We start from the raw sequence: 18,410 nt of genomic DNA on the forward strand, positions 1-18,410 counted from the left end.
TGAAAAATGCATTTCATTCAAGATAATAACCATGACAGTCATCTTTAAAAGATAATTAACAGCGTTTCTTTTTTCCGGCTACGCCGGTGTTTTTATCCCATGAAGGCAGTGTTTTTATCGCACACACGTTTCCACACGGTGATGATGTCTCATCATCTCTCCAACACGTCGGCCAACTGTGCCTTCCCGGCGAGTAATGGTGTCGTATATAGTCGATAAACCTGACAACCTGCTCGCCTGTCGTCAGTCGACCATGCGCCGACTGGCTTCTGGGAATAGCGGGACACAGTTCTGCTGGAATCACCAACGCGTTTTTACCGAAGTAATAAAATTCATCGGCGATTAAAACATACCTTCCTGATGTATCGATCTTTTTATCACCTTCATTGTGGTGAGGATTGGCTATCAATTCAAAATGTTCGTCATCGGTAGCCGTTGGTATCACCGGACAATAAATATTGTCTCCGCATCGTCCCTCTGCTGTTTCACCAGGGCGTTTGTTTAAAAAACGCGGGTCATAATAGTAATCACGAATAAGTATTTTTTCGCCAATCCGCATCAGATAAACCAGACGCTCTTCACCGACAGGCTCACCAGTCAAGGCAGCGGATGTAAACCCCGCAATCCACTGCCCCACCTGCTTACTCAACCGAAAGCGAGGCTTACAGGTTGATAGTGTTAACGTCTCACCAAACGGATTTGGCGCGAATCCAGTATCGTGGGTCATTTTATAGCTGAATAGCTGCATAAAACCTCCTATCGGATAAATGACAACGGCAACCACGTCTGGCGCGATAATAAAAACAACGACAAAAACACAGAACGTTATTCGTGATCAGTTATTCTGACGAAGACCAATCAGAGGATATGAATAAAAAGGTCAACTATTCGGACCGACCAACGAAGTCCGTTAGTCGTTTCTTCAACATCGGAAGTCAACACAAAAATAGAATATCCGGCTACTCATTAAACAGAAAGCAGAGCCTTGCCGGATTGAAATATTCCCGCCGCGTTTCACCCGGCAAGCCTGGATCACGCATTCAGCGCATCAAACGCGCGGCGGATATCGTCTTGTGGCAGACGAATACCGATAAACACCATGACACTCTCGCGTGGTTCATCGTCGTCCCATGGGCGATCCCAGTCGGCACTGTAGAGCCGTTGTACCCCCTGGAATAACAACCGACGATCATCACCCTCGATTGCCAGCACCCCTTTATAGCGCAACAGGTTATCAGCACAGTCTACCAACAGTTGCTCCATAACTGCCGATACCGCGGCCATGTCTACCGGCCTTGCCAGTTGCACCACCAGCGAGGTGATGGCGTTATCCTGTTCGATCAGCGGTCGAAAACGCGGTAAAGACACCTGTAGCCGATCGTCTAGCATAAAACCATCAACGCCGAAGATCTGGCGGTGGTCTATCTGACCATTCACCACCCGATACAGGCTGGCACGGGCGTTGATACGCGCCAGTCTCTCTTCCAGTGCCTGCGTCTCACCGGCCAGATCGGTTTTGGTCAGCAGAATACGGTCGGCATAACCGACCTGCGCCTGCGCCACGGTATGTCGGCTCAGTTGCTCATCGGCATGTACCGCATCGACCAGCGCAATCACGCCGTCGAGCAGGAAGCGCTGGCTCAGGCGCTCGTCAGAAAAAAAGGTTTGAATCACCGGCCCCGGATCGGCCATGCCGGTGCACTCGATCACCAGCCGGTCAAACGCCAGTTCGCCGCGGTCAATACCGTCCAGCAAGTCATGCAGCGCATCCGACAATTCATTGGCACTGCTACAGCAAATGCAACCGTTACTCAGTGTGGTGATACGGGTCGCACGATCGCCCAGTAACGAGTCATCAATCGCCACCGCGCCAAATTCATTTTCAATGACGGCAATTTTCTCGCCGTGATCGGCATACAGCAGATGCCGCAGTAACGTGGTTTTCCCCGCCCCCAGAAAACCGGTGAGGATCGTCGCGGGTAATACCTTGTCAGTTAATGCATCCGTCGGTAATACGTCTGCGGGTGATGCCTCTGCGGGTAATGAATGAGTCATACTCGAAAAAACTCCTTGCCGCGCTGACGACTCAACAGCACCGAAAACCCCCTTTACCACTACCGCCATAACGTGCCTGCTGGCGTTCGCGGAAAAACTCCTCGTAGCTCATCACGTCCTGGTCTGGGTGGTTGGTCTGCATGTGCTGCACGTAGTTATCATAATCCGGGATACCGACCAGCATTCTGGCGGCCTGACCCAGATATTTTCCTGCTTTCCCAAGGTTTCCGAACATATCGCCCTCTCTTGATATCAGCGCCGATGGCGCATGAGCCGACAGATATGAACGCCGACAGGCCCATACTGGCACCTGTCGGCGGTATCGTCCTCACCGTCGGTTAGTGATGGGAGGAGATCTTCACGCCGCCTTCTGGTACCGGCACATACGGGGTTTCACGGTCAGAGCGTTCTGACTGGTTACGTTCCCGCAAAGCTGTACGAATACCATAGAAGATTATGCTATACACCACCACCAGGAACAAAACGCTCAGCACCGCATTGGTGTAATTGTTCACCACGATGTGATGCATGTTGGCAATCTGCTGCGCACTCAACTCCGTGCCTTCAGCAATCCGCTGTTTGTAAACACGTGCCAGATACAGGAAACCTTCCATCTGCGGATTATTACTAAACAGCTTCAGCCCCAACGCCCAGGTGGTGCAGATAAGCAGCCAAATCGCTGGCAGCATCGTGACCCAAATATAACGGGTGCGTTTCATCTTGATCAGCACGACCGTACCCAGCACCAGCGCGACCGCAGCCAGCATCTGGTTGGAGATACCGAACAGTGGCCACAAGCTCTTGACGCCGCCGAGCGGATCCACCACGCCCTGATACAACAGGTAGCCCCACAAGCCAACGCAACCTGCAGTACCGACCATACCCGCAATCAACGAATCGGTTTTCTTCAGGAACGGGACGAAGTTACCCAGCAGGTCCTGCAGCATAAAGCGACCAGAACGCGTGCCCGCATCCAGCGCAGTCAGAATAAACAGCGCTTCAAACAGAATACCGAAGTGGTACCAGAAGCCCATGTTGGCGCTTGGGATAATCTGATGGAACACATGAGCAATACCTACCGCCAGCGTCGGTGCGCCACCTGCGCGGTTCAGTACCGACGGTTCGCCGATATCTTTCGCGGTTTGCAGGATCTGCTCCGGCGAAATCACAAAGCCCCAGGAACTGACCGTTGCCGCCGCCTGTGCGGTAACACCCTGCAACTGCGCCATGATCGCCGGTGCATTGGCACCGCCAAGCTCATGCAGGTTCGGCATGGTGACGCCCAGACCAACCGGCGGGGTGTTCATGGCGAAATACAAACCCGGTTCGATAATCGACGCCGCGACCAGTGCCATGATGGCGACAAACGATTCCATCAACATCGCACCGTAGCCGATAAAGCGGGCATCGGTTTCGTTCGCCAGCAGCTTCGGCGTGGTGCCGGAAGCAATCAGCGCATGGAAGCCGGATACCGCGCCACAGGCGATGGTAATAAACAGGAACGGGAACAACGCGCCTTTCCACACTGGGCCGGTACCGTCGATAAACTGCGTCATGGACGGCATTTTCAGCTCAGGGTTGATGATGACGATACCGATCGCCAGACCGACGATCACCCCGATTTTCAGGAACGTCGCCAGGTAGTCGCGCGGAGCCAGAATCAGCCACACCGGCAACAGCGCCGAGATGAACGCATAACCGATCAGCGCAAAGGTGATGGTGGTATCTTTGAACGTCAACGCCGGGCCCCAGTAAGGGTCATGAGCGATAACACCGCCAAACCAGATAGCCAGCAGCAACAGCACGATACCGATGACCGACACTTCCCCCACCCGACCGGGGCGCAAGAAGCGCATATAGATGCCCATGAACAGCGCGATCGGCACGGTAGAGCACACGGTGAATACGCCCCACGGGCTTTCCGCCAGTGCTTTCACCACGATCAACGCCAGTACCGCCAGGATGATGATCATAATCAGGAAGCAGCCGAACAGCGCGATAGTGCCGGGTACCGGCCCCATTTCCTCTTTGATCATTTCACCCAGCGACACCCCATTGCGGCGGGTCGACATGAACAGCACCATAAAGTCCTGTACTGCGCCCGCCAGCACAACACCGGCCAGCAGCCACAAGGTACCGGGCAGATAGCCCATCTGAGCGGCCAGTACCGGCCCTACCAGCGGGCCTGCACCGGCGATAGCGGCAAAATGGTGGCCGAACAGCACATTGCGGTTGGTCGGCACGTAATTCAGCCCGTCGTTGTTAACCACCGCGGGTGTCGCGCGGTTGGCGTCAAGCTGCATCACCTGGCGAGCGATGTACAAGCTGTAGTAACGGTAAGCGACCAGATAGACCGCCACCGACGCTACCACAATCCACATGGCGCTGACGTGCTCGCCGCGACGCAGTGCGACCACGCCAAGGCAGCATGCCCCGATGACCCCCAGTAACGCCCAGGGAAGATGCCTGAGAAGTTTATCTTTCATAGCGTTCACTCTTCTTATTTGTGTATACCCTCAATCATTCGAGTGGCAGGACAGCGGCAAGCGAGTGAACCCCGGTGAGCTTACCCAGCCGGATGAACGCGCACAGCCAACACACCTACAACGTGAAATATGACGGGTATAATTACTTATGATGTAGTCACGTATGGTTACTGTAGTCAGGCTATTCGTCAGGTGATAGTTGAATTTGGGTCAGCGGTCGGATAAGCGGATGACCGGTCGCATACCGGAATAAGCGGTGACAGATGTTTACTTAAATTGACGAAATGCGCCCTGCGGCCAACGTTGCAGCCGCAGTAATAATGCTGTTGCCGTGTCATGAACCACGCAAGAGACAGGGTGAAAGGAACAGGAAACACACCGCCCGCACGCATGCGGGTCGGCATTACCCCTTAAGGCCAAGCAGTTGCTTGAGGGTTTTCAGGTAGCGGCGGCTGACTGGCAACGCCTGCCCGCTTTTCAGCAGGATCTCTGCGTGCCCACTCTCTTCCAGCCGGATTTCGCGCAGATGCGCCATATTGACCAGATACTGACGATGACAACGCACCAACGGGGTACGGCTTTCCAGCGTTTTCAGGGTTAACTCGGTAAAGCACTCTTCCCCTTGCGGCCCGGTGACATACACACCGCTCTGGCGCGAACTGGCAAACTGCACGTCGTCACTTTTCATCAGGTAGATACGGCTGTGCCCGGTACAGGGAATGTAGTCCAGAATTGACTGATGGTCGGACAGTTTGTCGATATTCTGCGCCGGGCGCTCCCGGTGCAGATTGCGTAAGGTCTTCGCCAGCCGCTGCGGGTCTATCGGCTTGAGCAGGTAATCAAACGCCTGCTCTTCAAACGCTTTAATCGCATACTCATCGTAAGCGGTAATGAACACGATGTAGGGCATGTTATCCGGATCGATCATGCCGATCATTTCCAGCCCGCTAATGCGCGGCATCTGAATATCCAGAAACACCACATCGGGGCGTAAGCGGTGAATAGCGCTAATCGCCTCTACTGCGTTCGCACACTCACCGACCAGCTCAAGGCCGTCATCCTGTTCCAGCAAGCAGCGCAGGTTATCCCGCGCCAGCGGTTCATCATCAACAATCAGCACGCTTAGCATGACTGGCTTTCCTCACAGGGCAGCGTCAGATGGATATGGGTGTAACGGTCCGGCTCACATTCCACACTCAGGCCATAATCATTGCCGTAGCGACTGCGGATACGCTTATCCACCAGATTCATACCAAGCCCGGTGCAGTTCGTTCGTGGCTGGTACAAACCGGCATTATCCTCAATACTCAGCAACAGTCGCTCCCCCTGCCGACTGGCGCTGATGGTGACAATCCCGGTTCCCAGCAGATGCGCCGTACCGTGTTTAATCGCGTTTTCCACCAGCGGTTGCAACGAAAACGCAGGCAACCGCATCGACATCAACGCCGACGGCAGGTCAAAACGGATCTGCAAGCGCTCCTGAAAGCGCGCTTTTTCAATTTGCAGATAGGCATTCACATGCTCTATCTCGTCGGCCAGTGTAACAACTTCCTCTGAGCGTTTGAGATTTTTGCGAAAAAACGTCGACAGCGACTGCACCAGTTGGCCAGCCTGTTCACTATCACGGCGGATCACCGCCAGTAAGGTGTTGAGGGCGTTAAACAGAAAATGCGGATTAACCTGCGCATGCAGCAGTTTGATTTCCGATTGCGTCAGCAACTGCTTGCTGCGCTCATACTGTCCCGCCAGGATCTGGGCGGCCAGCAGGCTGGCGATCCCCTCGCCAAACGTGCGATTGATGGAACTGAACAGACGGTTTTTAGCTTCGTACAATTTGATGGTGCCGATCACCTGCTGATTTTCACCGCACAACGGGATCACCAGCGTCGACCCCAGCCGACAGGTAGATTGCAGCGAGCATTGGTACGGCGTCTCGTTACCGTCGGCGTAGACCACCTCGTTATGTTCGATAGCGCGCCGGGTATGACCTGAAGCGATAGGCGTCCCCGGCAGATGGTGGTCATCGCCGATGCCGATAAAAGCCAGCAGTTTCTCGCGATCGGTGATCGCCACCGCACCAATATCCATCTCCTGATAGATAACCTGCGCCACCCGCATACTGTTTTCTTCATTAAACCCCTGATGCAGGATACCTTCGGTGCAGGCGGCGATTTTTAACGCCCGGGCGGAAAACGCCGAGGTATATCGTTCAAACATGGCGCGCCGGTCCAGCAGGATACGCATAAACATCGCCGCGCCAATACTGTTGGTGACGATCATCGGTGCCGCAATGTCTTTCACCAGCTTCAGCGCATCATCAAACGGCCTGGCCAGCAACAAAATGATCGCCATTTGCAGCAGTTCCGCAATAAATGTCACCCCTGCCACGGTAAAAGGGTTAAACAACCGGTCAACCCGGCCGCGACGCATCAGTAACCGGTGCGCCATTCCCCCCAGAAGCCCCTCGACAATGGTCGAGACCATACAACTGAATGCCGTCATCCCCCCCAGCGAATAGCGGTGCAACCCGCCGGTCATCCCCACCAGAATGCCAACGCCGGGGCCGCCCAGCAGCCCGCCGAGCACCGCGCCAATCGCGCGCGTATTGGCAATCGAATCCTGCACATGTAGCCCGAAATAGGTGCCCATAATGCAGAACATGGAAAACATGGCGTAACACAGCAGCTTATGCGGTAAACGGACCGTTACCTGCATCAACGGGATGAACAGCGGCGTTTTACTGAGCAGATAGGCGATCACCAGATAGACGCACATCTGCTGGAGCAACAGTAAAACCAGTTTGAACTCATACATGATAAAAACTCAGACGGGCAAAAAAACCGGGAATCGGACGATCCCCCGAGGAGCATACCCTAACACAAACTCGCGGCGTTACCTTGACGCGTTTCACTGATTTGCATACTGGCGCAGTCGGTTGTCAGCGAATTGGCGAAATCTGAATTCGTCAAAGCACTATCCCCGCCATTTACTCCGTTAAGCGGCGGGGATTCACACTCGACTGCATCGGGAGAAGGATGGGAAGCTCGTCCTCAATCGACACGGGTATGACAACGCGACATTGACCGCCGATGAGTCCATCCCGTAGGCCAGAATAAATCCACCAAGCCAGTTCCCTCGTGGAGCGGCAAAAATGATATTCCCGAGATTGATATTATCCGCAAGCCATTTTTTGTGTGCATCAATATGCTGTTCAAGTTCGTCTTTCGGGCTTGAGTACCCAAGCGTAATGGCATATATACCCGTCATACTTCACGTTGCAGGTGCGTTGGCTTCGTTACTCGGCCATTTCATGGACCTCGCCCCTTCGGGGCCGCTGCTGCAGCGTTCAAATCGGCTTCGCCAATTTGTCACTCACCCCAGTCACTGACTTGAGTAAGCTCCAGGGGATTCACTAAATAGCTACGCCTAATACCGCTACATTTTTGCCAGACCATGCTTACCTCCGGGGAATGGGCTGACGGTTTCCATAAAATGGCGAACTTTTTCAACAGTTGCCACATTGAACTGCACTGATGATTGCGTGTTATTGTGTCGTGAAGTGTCTGCCATAGCCGTTCCACATGATTCACCCATGGCGAGTAAACCGGCTGATAAATGACCCTGAACTTCGGATTTTCCTTCAGCCAGCGACGAACGGTTACGGCGTGTACCTGGCATCCGGTTATTTCGTTGATTTTTATTGCCAGTAGTTCTGTACTCCAACGTGAACGTTGATAACCAAAATCGCCGGGAGAATGCTTTATCAGTTCACGTAACAAGTTACAGATATGCTCAAAGGGCCATCGGCGGGAACGCCCTGCGGGTAAGGATTTCAGTCCTGCGACACCCGACAACGTGAACCAGTTAATCCATCGGCCGACGGAAGAACGGGCACAGCAGAGCTGTTCTGGCAACGTCGCTGACGCGGCCACCCCGATGCAGCATCAGCATGGCGGTGAGCCGCCGGGCATAGTTTTTATCGTGCGTTTTATGGATTGCTTTCTGCATCAGGCGTCGTTCGTCACGGGGAATTGGTGCTATGATCGGCATCGCTCAGTCCGGTTGGTGATTTGTTTTGATTTGGCGATTGATCAGATCGCACAATCCGGGCTGAGTTCCCTCAAAGTGATCTACTATTCGGCGCAGCTATTTAGTCTTCTTCTTGAAGGTCTTAGCGAGGAAAAAGCATCACCGCTCCTCTGCATAATCAAAGTGTAAGACGGGACATTTACGCATCGGCTTTCTTCAGGATAAAGCCTTTCCGGAACAATCATCACCTCCCCAGGAGGCGGTTTAGGGCTGAAAAAAAGACCCCGAATGACAGCATCCGGGGTCTTGAAACGAGACGAGTATTCGCCGTTTATCCAGGCTTAACCGCGATGCTCTTCAATGTAACGAGCCAAATCAGCCGGGGTCTTCAGAACAGTGGCGACTTCGGTTGGCGGGATCATGCAGCCGTAAACGTCCTGCACTTCCAACACCAGATCGACGGCCAGAATCGAGTCGAGGATATCAGACTCAATCAGTTCATCATTAAACCCCACTTTGCGGGATAAGACCTTTTCAAACAGGGCGAGTATCTCTTGTTCCATCATCATTTCCTGGTGTAATCAATTAGTGCGGGCATGAGTATCCAGCAGTTTACGATCTATTTTGCCGTTAGGATTCAGCGGCAACGCATCTTTAATAATAATCTGAGAAGGCACCATATAGGGTGGAATCACCTTCGAAAGCGAGGTTTTGATCGCATCAGGCGCCAGTTTCGTGACGCAGAACGCGGCAATACGCAACACGCCGCCGCCTGACTTCATTAACGGCAGCACCACCGCTTCACTAATATCAGGCATCGCCAGCAGGCGATTTTCAATCTCGTTGATTTCGATACGGTAGCCGTTCAGCTTGATCTGGCTATCGTTACGGCCCTGGCAATACAGGACACCGTTTTCTTCATAGCCCAGATCGCCGGTGCGATAACCGCGGAACTGCTCGCTCTCCCGATGTAACAATTTCGCCGCGTTCTCCTGCGCTAACCCAAGGTAGCCGCGCATCACGTTCTTACCCCAGATAATCAGCTCACCTTCGGCGGTAATTTCCATGTGGGAGTCCGGCATCATCGCCCCAACCGGCAGGACATCGTTTTCACTGCACAGGATCTCATCGGTAATTTCGACAACCGTGGTAGCGATGGTCGCTTCGGTGGGGCCATAGGAGTTGAGAATTTTGGCATGCGGGAAACGACGGCGTAGCTGTTTTACCAGCGCCTTGTTTAACACTTCGCCGATAAAAACAAAAACGTTCAGACTCGGTAAATAGTCACTGTTGAACTGTGGGGAGAGCAAACGTTGATAGGCAAAAGACGGCGTGGAAACCCAAACAGACACCGCGTTGTTTTTCAGTCGATCGAGCCAGTTTTCCGCCGCGATATCCTCTTTCGCATTCAGGACGATGTGCCCGCCGGTCGCCAGGTTCGCCAGCAACGGGATCAACGAGAGATCAAAGCTGAATACCGCATGGTTCATCAATACCGGCACCTCAGGCAGGGAAAAGTCCTGACGCACCCATTTCATGAAGTGCCACAGGCTCTCACGCCCAATCTGCACACCTTTCGGTTTGCCGGTACTGCCTGACGTGAACATGATGTAGGCGAGGTCCGGCTCGGCCAGCACCTGCCCTTCCTCACCGGTGGCGATGAACTGCTTCGTGGCCACATCGTAGTAGTAAGGCGCTTTCGCCTGCTGGCAGATTTCCCGCAGTCGTTCCTGCGGGTAGATGCAATCCACCGGCACGTAGGGAATGTTATGCAACAGGCAGCTATAAATCGCCACGGCAAATTCTGCCTGTTGATGCCCGTATAACACGACCGGTGTACCAGCAGGCTGCTGGCAATCCTGATAACGCTGCTGCCAATCGCTAACGGCGACCGAGAGCTGTTGCCAGGTCATTGCCTCATCGCTACCGCTAATCGCCAACTGGTGTGGGTTCGCGGGCTTGAGTAGTACCGCATGCAAGAAATCTTGCAGTTCCTTAAGCTCGGAGTGATAGTTCATAGAGGTGACATTCCGCTAAAGATGTAAAGAGATACAGCGGCGCTTGCCAGCGTCAGAATTCGCCCCAGGAACGCAATGACTGGACGTTGTAACCAGTTGCTGAACGTTGGACTACGTTTGGCTGACCACTGCAACATATTGTGTGCAACAGAAATGGCGCCAAACAGCGCGCCGCTGATGATATAGTGTCGTTCAAGTCCGTTCCATGCCCCCATACAAAACAGGGTGCAAAAAATGCCAATGTTTTGTGCCAGCGTTTTATTCTGTCGGAAAAAATCGATCTTCATCAGATTCATATAAATCGGCATAAAAACCACATCCCTTAGCCATTCGGACAAGCTAATGTGGAAGCGACGCCAGAAATCTTGCGGATTTTTAGCCAGGATCGGCATATTGAAGTTCGCCGGGATGTTGAGGCCAAATAAGCGCCCTGCCCCAATAGCCATATTGCTGTAACCGGCAAAATCAAAGTAAAGGTACGCGCTGTAAGCCACCGACATCACAACGCCGACGCTCAAGGTAAACGGGCGATGACTCCACGACTGAATGACCAGGTTATCAATCAGCATAGCGAACAGGAATTTCTGGATAATACCGATGAAAATCTGCTCCATGGCAGGTAAAAACTGCTCGCGAGTGATAACGAAGGACGGCTTATTAATATCCGTCACCCAGGCGCGCCAGCGATACATAGGCCCGGCAGAAATAACCAGCGGCATAAAGAGATAGCCGAAATAATGCAGGAAATTCTGGCCGTCTTTTTGGGTGCGATACAGTAATACGTCAACGGCACGAAATGTCATAAACGACAAGCCGATCATCCCCCAGTGGTTGTTCAAGTGTAATTTCACCAAAAACAACGGCAGCAGCGTCAAGGTTACCGCCTGCCAGGTCTTTAACCAGCCTTTTTCTTTCAACGTGACAATAATATAAAAGCTCAGGAAAACTGCCACAGGGACAATATAATCACCCTGGAAAATATATCCCCAGCCTAACAACACCAGTGCAGAAATGGCGGATAAATAGGTCAGCCGGTAATGCCATAGCCGATTAATCAGCACAAACAACAGTGCTAATCCAAACAGGCAGAAAAAAAATGTTCCGGAGCTATACATCATTCATCCCTCAGAACTTTTGATATTCAAAATGCACTTGTAAACTCATGCTGTCATCAACAGAGGTCCACGCCACGATGGTCACCGCCAGCAAGAGATAAATAAAAAAAAGGCGAATCGCGTATTTCATCATTTAAAACTCTCAGCAATAAAACGGTCCATCACCACCCATGCCGGGTCTGTTGGATGCAGGCGGTCCCAGTTCCAGCCGTTCTGATAAGGCATGGCGTACATATCAAGATAAGGAACCTGATTCTCATCCAGCATCGACCTGATTTGTTTATCAATCGACTGGAATTTCTCGGAGTTTTTAATCGCCCACGGATTAATCGCATCCACAATCACTACCACCTGAACGTGGCGCTCTTTGAGCAGCTTGATTGTTGCCTGGAATGCCTCCATTTGTGCAGGAAATAGCGGCGCGTCGTCCCATACATCCTGTGTCGGATCGTCATCATAGACAGACTTATCCATCCAGAATGTCGCCGCACTTTGCTGACGAGATTTATTCAGTTCATGGGCGTTAGCCAATTCATTATCCCAGTTGGGAACAATTTCAGGCGAGGGCTTAACAGGCCACGGCTGTACCGGTTGAGGCTCAATCCCCAGTCTTGCCAGCCAGTCTTTTTTTATCATTTCGCAGAAAATCGCAAACTGATAGCTCACTTCCTGCCAGATAATTTGCGGATGCCAGCCATAAATACGCATCTGGGCGAAGGTTAAATGACTGACCTCGCCGATGTTGAGATTCTGTAAATAACTCACCAAAAAGCGGCGCGGTTCGGCATCTTCCATCAGGGGATTAAACACCGAGGGCGGGAAATTATCGGCAAAAACAGCCCCAGGGACACCATCACCGTAAAAACTATCGGGTGCCAGTTGCAACACCACCTTGCTGTTAGCATTCAGGTCGTTTTTAAAGCGTGATAGCAGTAAAAAATGTGCAATGTTATCGATATAAACATCACCATAGGCGACAACCGGCCGACGTAACTGATTATTAAAGTAATTATAGACAGCGTAATGTTCATCTTCAGATGTGGAAACTTCCGATGCGCCGATAAAGAAAATCGCATTCCCTTGTAATGCATGAGAAATAGTCGCCATTTTCTCCTTGAGTTCTTTGGGCGTACCGTCCAGGCTTTTAATCAATGGCTGGAAATTCAGCGGCGGATCAAAGCTCGTCACCAACGGGGGAACGCTAAGAACCAGAATGGCGAGCATCGCCATCAGGAGATGTAGGCAGATAGTATTTTTAAGTTTCTTCATAAAAGTAAAACTACATGACTTCAATTTGTTTGGAATTTGTTAATTTTTTATCTTCACACGACGTCGATTACTGTTTTTTTACGACACTATATACCAGGCTAATCTTCGATGATGAGTGTTGCTGTGTAACGGTATGTACAGTGTGTAGACGGTTGAGTGGGCAAGACTGATATCACACAGAAATGAACGCTAAAACGCGAAGGAAGAGGCACCATTATCATTCGCACTTGCACGACCTTCTTTTGATTCAGCACGGTAGTATCAGGGCCTGAAGGGCATTATTGAATAAACTGAGTCGTTGTCAAACCGTAGAAAAATATCATCTAACACAATGATAAAAAAGGAAATTAAAGAAAAACAAACGCGTCATACCCACCATATCAGAAAATAACGACCAAAACCTTATAATCTCGTCTCTCTCACTTTCGCGAAAAAACATCGACAATAGCATTAGGGAACTGATGCCACCGCACATTCATTGAGGTATCTGCCTCCTCACCACGCTGATGAATTCGCGCGCCTATGATAAATGCACACCTTCTCTGACAGAATTATCCTGCATCAACAACGCACGAAATCCAACCATGTCGACGCTAACACATATCCCTCCGCCTGGCCTGATGTAAAGACAGCAAGATCCGGGTCGCAGTGAAGCGCTGCACTCCCCATACTTCGCCTACACCTGCCACACACTATCAACGTGAACATGACATCAACGTGAACATGACACACCCGGAGGTTTTCACCATGCCTGACTTGTCTGACAAAATAGCCATTATCACCGGTGCCAGCTCTGGCATCGGGTATGCAACGGCCAAACGGTTTGCTCAGGAAGGCGCTCGCGTTATCGTGGGTGCCCGACGTCAGCAAGCGCTCAACACGCTGGTTGAGGAGATAACTCAGGCTGGCGGTCACGCGGTAGCCTTAGCCGGCGATGTCAAAAACGAGGCTTTTGCAAAATCGCTGGTTGAGCTGGCGATGGATTGCTATGGCGGGCTGGATATTGCCGTTAATAATGCCGGAACTACCGGAGAAACCGGTAGCATACTGGACATGAGTCTTGCCGAGTGGGAAGACACCTTGAACACGAATTTGACGAGCGCCTTTGTTGGCGCTAAACACCAAATTCCGGCCATGCTCCGCCGGGGTGGCGGTTCGGTCATTTTTACGTCAACCTTCGTGGGTTATACCCTCGGCTTGCCGGGTATGGCGGCTTATGCCGCGAGCAAGTCTGGGTTAATCGGCCTGACGCGGGTGCTTGCAGCAGAGTTTGGCGCTCAGGGGATTCGGGTAAACGCACTGCTACCGGGCGGGACGGACACACCGATGGGACAGGCCTTCACCCGTGACCCGGAGTCACTGGCGTTTGTTCAGGGACTTCATGCCCTAAAACGTCTGGCGCAGCCGGAAGAGATTGCCGCATCAGCCCTTTATCTTGCGTCTGATGCCGCCAGTTTCACCACCGGCATTGCACTTCTGGCAGATGGCGGCGCCTCCATCTGCCGCACCTGAATAACGACTACTAAGGGGATGGAAGATGACGATGCCAGACTACACACATTCAGACGCTGCACCTTCAGACTATGAACATTCAGATTATGCACGCATCGCCGATGCCATCACGTTCATCGCCAACAGTGTGAACAGCCAGCCCACACTCGATGAGATTGCCGCACACGTTCACCTGAGTCCTTTCCACTTTCAGCGGCTGTTTAGCCGCTGGGCTGGCGTTACACCGAAACGCTTCTTACAGGTGCTGACCCTCGAACGGGCCAAAGCGCTACTGCGCGAGTCAAGACCGCTGCTTGATGTGGCCGACGCCGTGGGGTTAAGCAGTAGCTCGCGGTTGTACGACCATTTCGTTCATCTCGAAGCGGTAACGCCGGGGGAATACAAACAACAAGGTGCGGGCCTTATCATCGAATACGCGGTTCACCCTACGCCGTTCGGTAACGCCTTTATTGCCGTGACACCCCGAGGCATTTGCAGCCTTTCCTTTCTGGACAACAACGATGCGGGAGAACCACTGGCAGCATTGCATCACACCTGGCCACATGCCGTGATGCATAACAATCCGCAACGGACACAAACGGTGATAGACACGCTGTTTGCCATGAAAACACCACCGGATCGCCCGATTTCATTGCATGTGACCGGCACCAACTTTCAGATTAGCGTCTGGAAAGCGCTGTTACAGATCCCCCCGGCCACTGTCGTGAGCTACTCTCAGGTGGCCGATGCCATCGGCCATCACAACGCGGCAAGAGCGGTGGGACTGGCGGTCGGCGCCAATCCGGTCGCCTTCCTGATACCCTGCCACCGTGTCATCCAACAAAGTGGAAAAATCGGCGGCTACCACTGGGGAGAAACCCGAAAACACGCGATACACGCCTGGGAATCCGCAAGGTATGAGTAACCAGCGGCGCTAATCGTACTGCCGTTGTCGGTCCCAGGCCAGCAAACGCCGAAGCCACCAGAAGAGCAGCGCCAGTATGGCTATGCCGCCAAGTACAGCAAACGCAGTGCGGTAGGAGTAGGCCGCGGCAATATTCCCTGCAAGCGCGGGGCTGAATGACGCCCCGATGCCTTGCAGTAACATGACAACGCTCAGCCCGGCATTGGTATGCCCGCTGCCTTCCAGCAACCTGACGATATAACCGGGGACCGCCACCCCCAGAAGCCCCGCCGCCACACCATCTAATACCTGAACCGGTATCATAAAAAATGGCCCGGCGGATACCGATGCCAGCACGGCACGCAGCGGCAACATGATTAACGCCAACGTAATCAGCGCCGCATAACCGTATTTACCCGCTTTGGCGGCGGCAAATAACGCCACCGGGATCATCACCAACTGAGAAATAATAACGGTCGCCGCCGCATATACGCCCGCACTCATTTCGCCATCAGGCATCGCGGCCACCCGCATGCTGAGCATCGGCAGCAAGGCGGCGTTGGCGAGGTGAAAGAGCATCAGTGTTGCCCCGGTCGTCACCACCGCCGGGTGCGTGATAATGACAGAAAGTCTGGGAGCCGGGGCAGCATCGTCAGCGCCGCTTAACCCACGGGCCACACGGTTATCGATATCACGATGTCGGATAGCCAAAACCGCCAGCGTGGCGCATATCGCCATACCGGTCATCAGGATAAAGACGACATCAGTTCCCCAGTAGATCACCAGCGCGCCCGCTAACATCGCTGCGCTCATGTTCCCGCCATGATTAAACGCCTCGTTCCTTCCCATCTGATGGTTAAAGCCGGACGGGCCCGTCAGCCCCAGCGTAATCCCGGTCAACAAGGGCGCAATAAAGGTTGCGGATACCCCAGTTATCACCTGAGAGAACCCCACAACATACCGATTCGGGAAAAACCAAAGCAACAAGGTTGCGGCAGTGATGAGCACACAGCAGACAACGAGCACCGCCCGTTTGTTGCGCGACGCATCTGCGGCCAGCCCGCAAGGCATAGTGGCAACCAGGCCCGCCAAACCACCGACGGTCATGATCCAGCCGATGTCATCGGCTTTCCAGTGATGCTCGGTGAGAAAAATCCCCAAAAAGGGACCGAGGCCATCTCTGACATCGGCCATGAAAAAATTCACTAAACACAGCGCCTGAAGTGATCGTAAAGGCATCGGAATCCTTTTTACGTTGCTAACCATCGTGGTCCAGCTTGCCTGAGACGGGCGGTATGTGCCATAGCCGAAAACGCCCCCCAACCTGTCAGTGGGGTAAGCCCCGCTGGATACTGAGAACAGACGTCACTCACCACCCTCGAAAAATGAAAGTAATCGGCTTTCAAGTCAGTTGTATGATACACGACGGTAACATTAGGAAGAGGCTGTGATATTGCTGGATGACGTGTTCGGTATAGTGATCTGCCTGCGCGTTTACTGCGTTTGTTTAAAAACGAATTTGTTGAGGTGGGAAAGAAAAAGGCTGATTAGTCATGACAAAGTGACTGGCCTTATCTGATCTCTTTGCCTTTGTTCAGTAAACGCTGATTTAGTACCGCACTGATTTGGGAGAAGGTAAGGCCACCAGCCCATACATTCTCTCTTGATGCCAGTGCTCCTGATAGATATCAAGACAAACATAGGAAGATAGGCCTTTTCAGGGAGCCAGATCATTACCTCGTACTTCCCCAGAGACGATGAAATACGTAGAAGTCTCCTAACCGATTCACAATATCTATCTGCTTCTATCTTTTAATGCGAATTTTTATTATTCTTATTCAGCTTTTTCGGCGCATGATTTCAGGTCATATAAGAAGAGAGGTCAGGATGTTGTTCAGTATTTTCAGGGGTATCGTGTTACTCGGTTTATCTGTCATTAGCGGTGCCTCCATCGCCGCACAAGTGACGATCAATGACACCGCCGGGCGCAACGTGACCGTTGAGGTGCCGGTTAAACGTGCCATTCTGGGTTTTTACTTTGAAGACTACATGGCGGTCGGCGGTGAGAAAGCCTTTGATCATGTCGTAGGCATCTCGCGCGAAGCCTGGCGTGGCAAGGTTCCGGCCAACTGGGAGATGTACGTGAAACATCGCCCTTCACTGGCAACACTGCCCGATATTGGCGAAGTTGACTTGCATAACGTGTCAATTGAGAAATTGATCAGCCTGAAACCCGATGTGGTGATCCTGGCGAGCTGGCAATATCAGGCGCTGAAAGCAGAAGTCACCACCCTTGAGCAACTGCATATCCCTGTCGTCGTGGTGGATTACAACGCTCAGACGGTCGCTCTGCATGTGAAATCAACGCAAATATTTGGTCAACTGACGGGAAAAACCGAACGTGCCAATGAGATAGCTCACTTTTATCAAAGCAGCATCGAAACGGTAGAAGCACGTATCGCGGCGGCCCATAAACCTAAACCCAAAGTGTATTTTGAATTCGGTAACCGTGGCCCGTCCGAATACTCCTTTACCTACGGTCAAAACATGTGGGGATCGATGCTGGATTTAGCCGGTGGCGATAATATTGCCGCCCCCTATGTGAAATTGTGGGGAATCATGAACCCAGAGCAAGTGCTGAGCAGCAAACCAGACGCCGTGTTCTTCTCCGGTCGTGAGGACAATAAAGTCGCCGATGCAATGCTCATGGGCGTGGGTGTGAATAAAGCGGATGCTGAAGCAAAATTGCGTGGGTTCACGCAGCGCGCTGGCTGGGCTGATTTCCCCGCGGTGAAAAACCAGCAGGTATTCGCGGTTTATCAGGGCGCGTCACGTACGCTGTCTGACTTTGCCATGGTGCAATTCATTGCCAAATCCCTCTACCCGGAGTTATTCAAAGATATCGATCCGGTCAAAAACTATCTCGACTATTACCGTAAATATCTGCCGGTGGTTCCGCAGGGTACCTTTGCCATTTCACTGGCAAAACCCTGAGCCACAAACCGTTCTGACTTAGCAGCACAAGAACGGTAAAAAGCCCCCT

Annotated in this window: 14 protein-coding genes and 1 pseudogene; 3 read left to right on the forward strand and 12 right to left on the reverse strand. The window is 52.4% G+C overall.

Going from position 1 to position 18,410, the window contains the following annotated elements:
• Positions 1-55: 55 nt before the first annotated feature.
• From FAZ14_RS08015 to FAZ14_RS08065, 11 genes and pseudogenes are all read right to left on the reverse strand, one after another.
• Positions 56-748, reverse strand: a complete 693-nt coding sequence (locus FAZ14_RS08015) for an Nmad2 family putative nucleotide modification protein (RefSeq protein WP_016942216.1) — start codon at positions 746-748, stop codon at positions 56-58.
• Positions 749-1,032: 284 nt separating this feature from the next.
• Positions 1,033-2,055, reverse strand: coding sequence for a GTPase (yjiA, locus tag FAZ14_RS08020; RefSeq protein ID WP_153508328.1), 1,023 nt, complete (start codon positions 2,053-2,055; stop codon positions 1,033-1,035).
• Positions 2,056-2,086: 31 nt separating this feature from the next.
• Entirely contained in the window at positions 2,087-2,290 is a 204-nt protein-coding gene (locus tag FAZ14_RS08025) for a YbdD/YjiX family protein (protein ID WP_012768713.1), read from the reverse strand.
• Between the two features lie 103 nt (positions 2,291-2,393).
• On the reverse strand, positions 2,394-4,541 hold the full coding sequence (locus FAZ14_RS08030) for a carbon starvation CstA family protein (protein ID WP_038925551.1): 2,148 nt from the start codon (positions 4,539-4,541) through the stop codon (positions 2,394-2,396).
• A gap of 403 nt (positions 4,542-4,944) precedes the next feature.
• Positions 4,945-5,670, reverse strand: a complete 726-nt coding sequence (btsR, locus tag FAZ14_RS08035; RefSeq protein ID WP_153508329.1) for a two-component system response regulator BtsR — start codon at positions 5,668-5,670, stop codon at positions 4,945-4,947.
• The gene (locus FAZ14_RS08040) at positions 5,664-7,355 is read right to left on the reverse strand and encodes a sensor histidine kinase (RefSeq protein ID WP_012885847.1); all 1,692 of its coding nucleotides are present in this window, start codon (positions 7,353-7,355) and stop codon (positions 5,664-5,666) included. The genes btsR and FAZ14_RS08040 overlap by 7 nt, the downstream gene beginning before the upstream one ends.
• A gap of 621 nt (positions 7,356-7,976) precedes the next feature.
• Positions 7,977-8,591 (reverse strand): annotated as a pseudogene (locus tag FAZ14_RS08045) (helix-turn-helix domain-containing protein).
• A gap of 320 nt (positions 8,592-8,911) precedes the next feature.
• Entirely contained in the window at positions 8,912-9,133 is a 222-nt protein-coding gene (locus tag FAZ14_RS08050; RefSeq protein ID WP_012885859.1) for an acyl carrier protein, read from the reverse strand.
• Positions 9,134-9,151: 18 nt separating this feature from the next.
• Positions 9,152-10,588 (reverse strand): AMP-binding protein, encoded by a 1,437-nt coding sequence (locus tag FAZ14_RS08055; RefSeq protein WP_016942222.1) that lies wholly within the window; start codon positions 10,586-10,588, stop codon positions 9,152-9,154.
• Entirely contained in the window at positions 10,585-11,703 is a 1,119-nt protein-coding gene (locus FAZ14_RS08060) for a membrane-bound O-acyltransferase family protein (RefSeq protein WP_016942223.1), read from the reverse strand. Before FAZ14_RS08060 ends, FAZ14_RS08055 begins: the two co-directional genes overlap by 4 nt.
• A gap of 129 nt (positions 11,704-11,832) precedes the next feature.
• Positions 11,833-12,972, reverse strand: a complete 1,140-nt coding sequence (locus FAZ14_RS08065) for a D-alanyl-lipoteichoic acid biosynthesis protein DltD (protein ID WP_016942224.1) — start codon at positions 12,970-12,972, stop codon at positions 11,833-11,835.
• A 747-nt stretch (positions 12,973-13,719) separates the two neighbouring features.
• On the opposite strand from FAZ14_RS08065, the gene FAZ14_RS08070 reads away from it, so the two are divergent.
• Positions 13,720-14,484, forward strand: a complete 765-nt coding sequence (locus FAZ14_RS08070; protein ID WP_016942225.1) for an SDR family oxidoreductase — start codon at positions 13,720-13,722, stop codon at positions 14,482-14,484.
• A gap of 31 nt (positions 14,485-14,515) precedes the next feature.
• The gene (locus FAZ14_RS08075) at positions 14,516-15,388 is read left to right on the forward strand and encodes a bifunctional transcriptional activator/DNA repair enzyme AdaA (protein WP_153508330.1); all 873 of its coding nucleotides are present in this window, start codon (positions 14,516-14,518) and stop codon (positions 15,386-15,388) included.
• 9 nt (positions 15,389-15,397) lie between these two features.
• Here FAZ14_RS08075 and FAZ14_RS08080 read toward each other — a convergent pair whose 3' ends face one another.
• Positions 15,398-16,606 (reverse strand): MFS transporter, encoded by a 1,209-nt coding sequence (locus FAZ14_RS08080; RefSeq protein WP_038925555.1) that lies wholly within the window; start codon positions 16,604-16,606, stop codon positions 15,398-15,400.
• A 648-nt stretch (positions 16,607-17,254) separates the two neighbouring features.
• On the opposite strand from FAZ14_RS08080, the gene FAZ14_RS08085 reads away from it, so the two are divergent.
• The gene (locus FAZ14_RS08085) at positions 17,255-18,361 is read left to right on the forward strand and encodes an ABC transporter substrate-binding protein (RefSeq protein ID WP_016942228.1); all 1,107 of its coding nucleotides are present in this window, start codon (positions 17,255-17,257) and stop codon (positions 18,359-18,361) included.
• Positions 18,362-18,410 lie beyond the last annotated feature (49 nt).

The sequence above is a fragment of the Dickeya oryzae genome (genome assembly GCF_009372235.1).
In the GTDB taxonomy this organism is placed as follows: domain Bacteria; phylum Pseudomonadota; class Gammaproteobacteria; order Enterobacterales; family Enterobacteriaceae; genus Dickeya; species Dickeya oryzae.

What these genes read in the sequence shown, in the direction of transcription:
- FAZ14_RS08030 (WP_038925551.1), bottom strand. Translation starts at nt 4,541, where the DNA reads ATGAAAGATAAACTTCTCAGGCATCTTCCCTGGGCGTTACTGGGGGTC.
- FAZ14_RS08015 (WP_016942216.1), bottom strand. Translation starts at nt 748, where the DNA reads ATGCAGCTATTCAGCTATAAAATGACCCACGATACTGGATTCGCGCCA.
- FAZ14_RS08070 (WP_016942225.1), top strand. Translation starts at nt 13,720, where the DNA reads ATGCCTGACTTGTCTGACAAAATAGCCATTATCACCGGTGCCAGCTCT.
- FAZ14_RS08080 (WP_038925555.1), bottom strand. Translation starts at nt 16,606, where the DNA reads ATGCCTTTACGATCACTTCAGGCGCTGTGTTTAGTGAATTTTTTCATG.
- FAZ14_RS08050 (WP_012885859.1), bottom strand. Translation starts at nt 9,133, where the DNA reads ATGGAACAAGAGATACTCGCCCTGTTTGAAAAGGTCTTATCCCGCAAA.
- FAZ14_RS08065 (WP_016942224.1), bottom strand. Translation starts at nt 12,972, where the DNA reads ATGAAGAAACTTAAAAATACTATCTGCCTACATCTCCTGATGGCGATG.
- FAZ14_RS08040 (WP_012885847.1), bottom strand. Translation starts at nt 7,355, where the DNA reads ATGTATGAGTTCAAACTGGTTTTACTGTTGCTCCAGCAGATGTGCGTC.
- btsR (WP_153508329.1), bottom strand. Translation starts at nt 5,670, where the DNA reads ATGCTAAGCGTGCTGATTGTTGATGATGAACCGCTGGCGCGGGATAAC.
- yjiA (WP_153508328.1), bottom strand. Translation starts at nt 2,055, where the DNA reads ATGACTCATTCATTACCCGCAGAGGCATCACCCGCAGACGTATTACCG.
- FAZ14_RS08075 (WP_153508330.1), top strand. Translation starts at nt 14,516, where the DNA reads ATGCCAGACTACACACATTCAGACGCTGCACCTTCAGACTATGAACAT.
- FAZ14_RS08055 (WP_016942222.1), bottom strand. Translation starts at nt 10,588, where the DNA reads ATGAACTATCACTCCGAGCTTAAGGAACTGCAAGATTTCTTGCATGCG.
- FAZ14_RS08060 (WP_016942223.1), bottom strand. Translation starts at nt 11,703, where the DNA reads ATGTATAGCTCCGGAACATTTTTTTTCTGCCTGTTTGGATTAGCACTG.
- FAZ14_RS08025 (WP_012768713.1), bottom strand. Translation starts at nt 2,290, where the DNA reads ATGTTCGGAAACCTTGGGAAAGCAGGAAAATATCTGGGTCAGGCCGCC.
- FAZ14_RS08085 (WP_016942228.1), top strand. Translation starts at nt 17,255, where the DNA reads ATGTTGTTCAGTATTTTCAGGGGTATCGTGTTACTCGGTTTATCTGTC.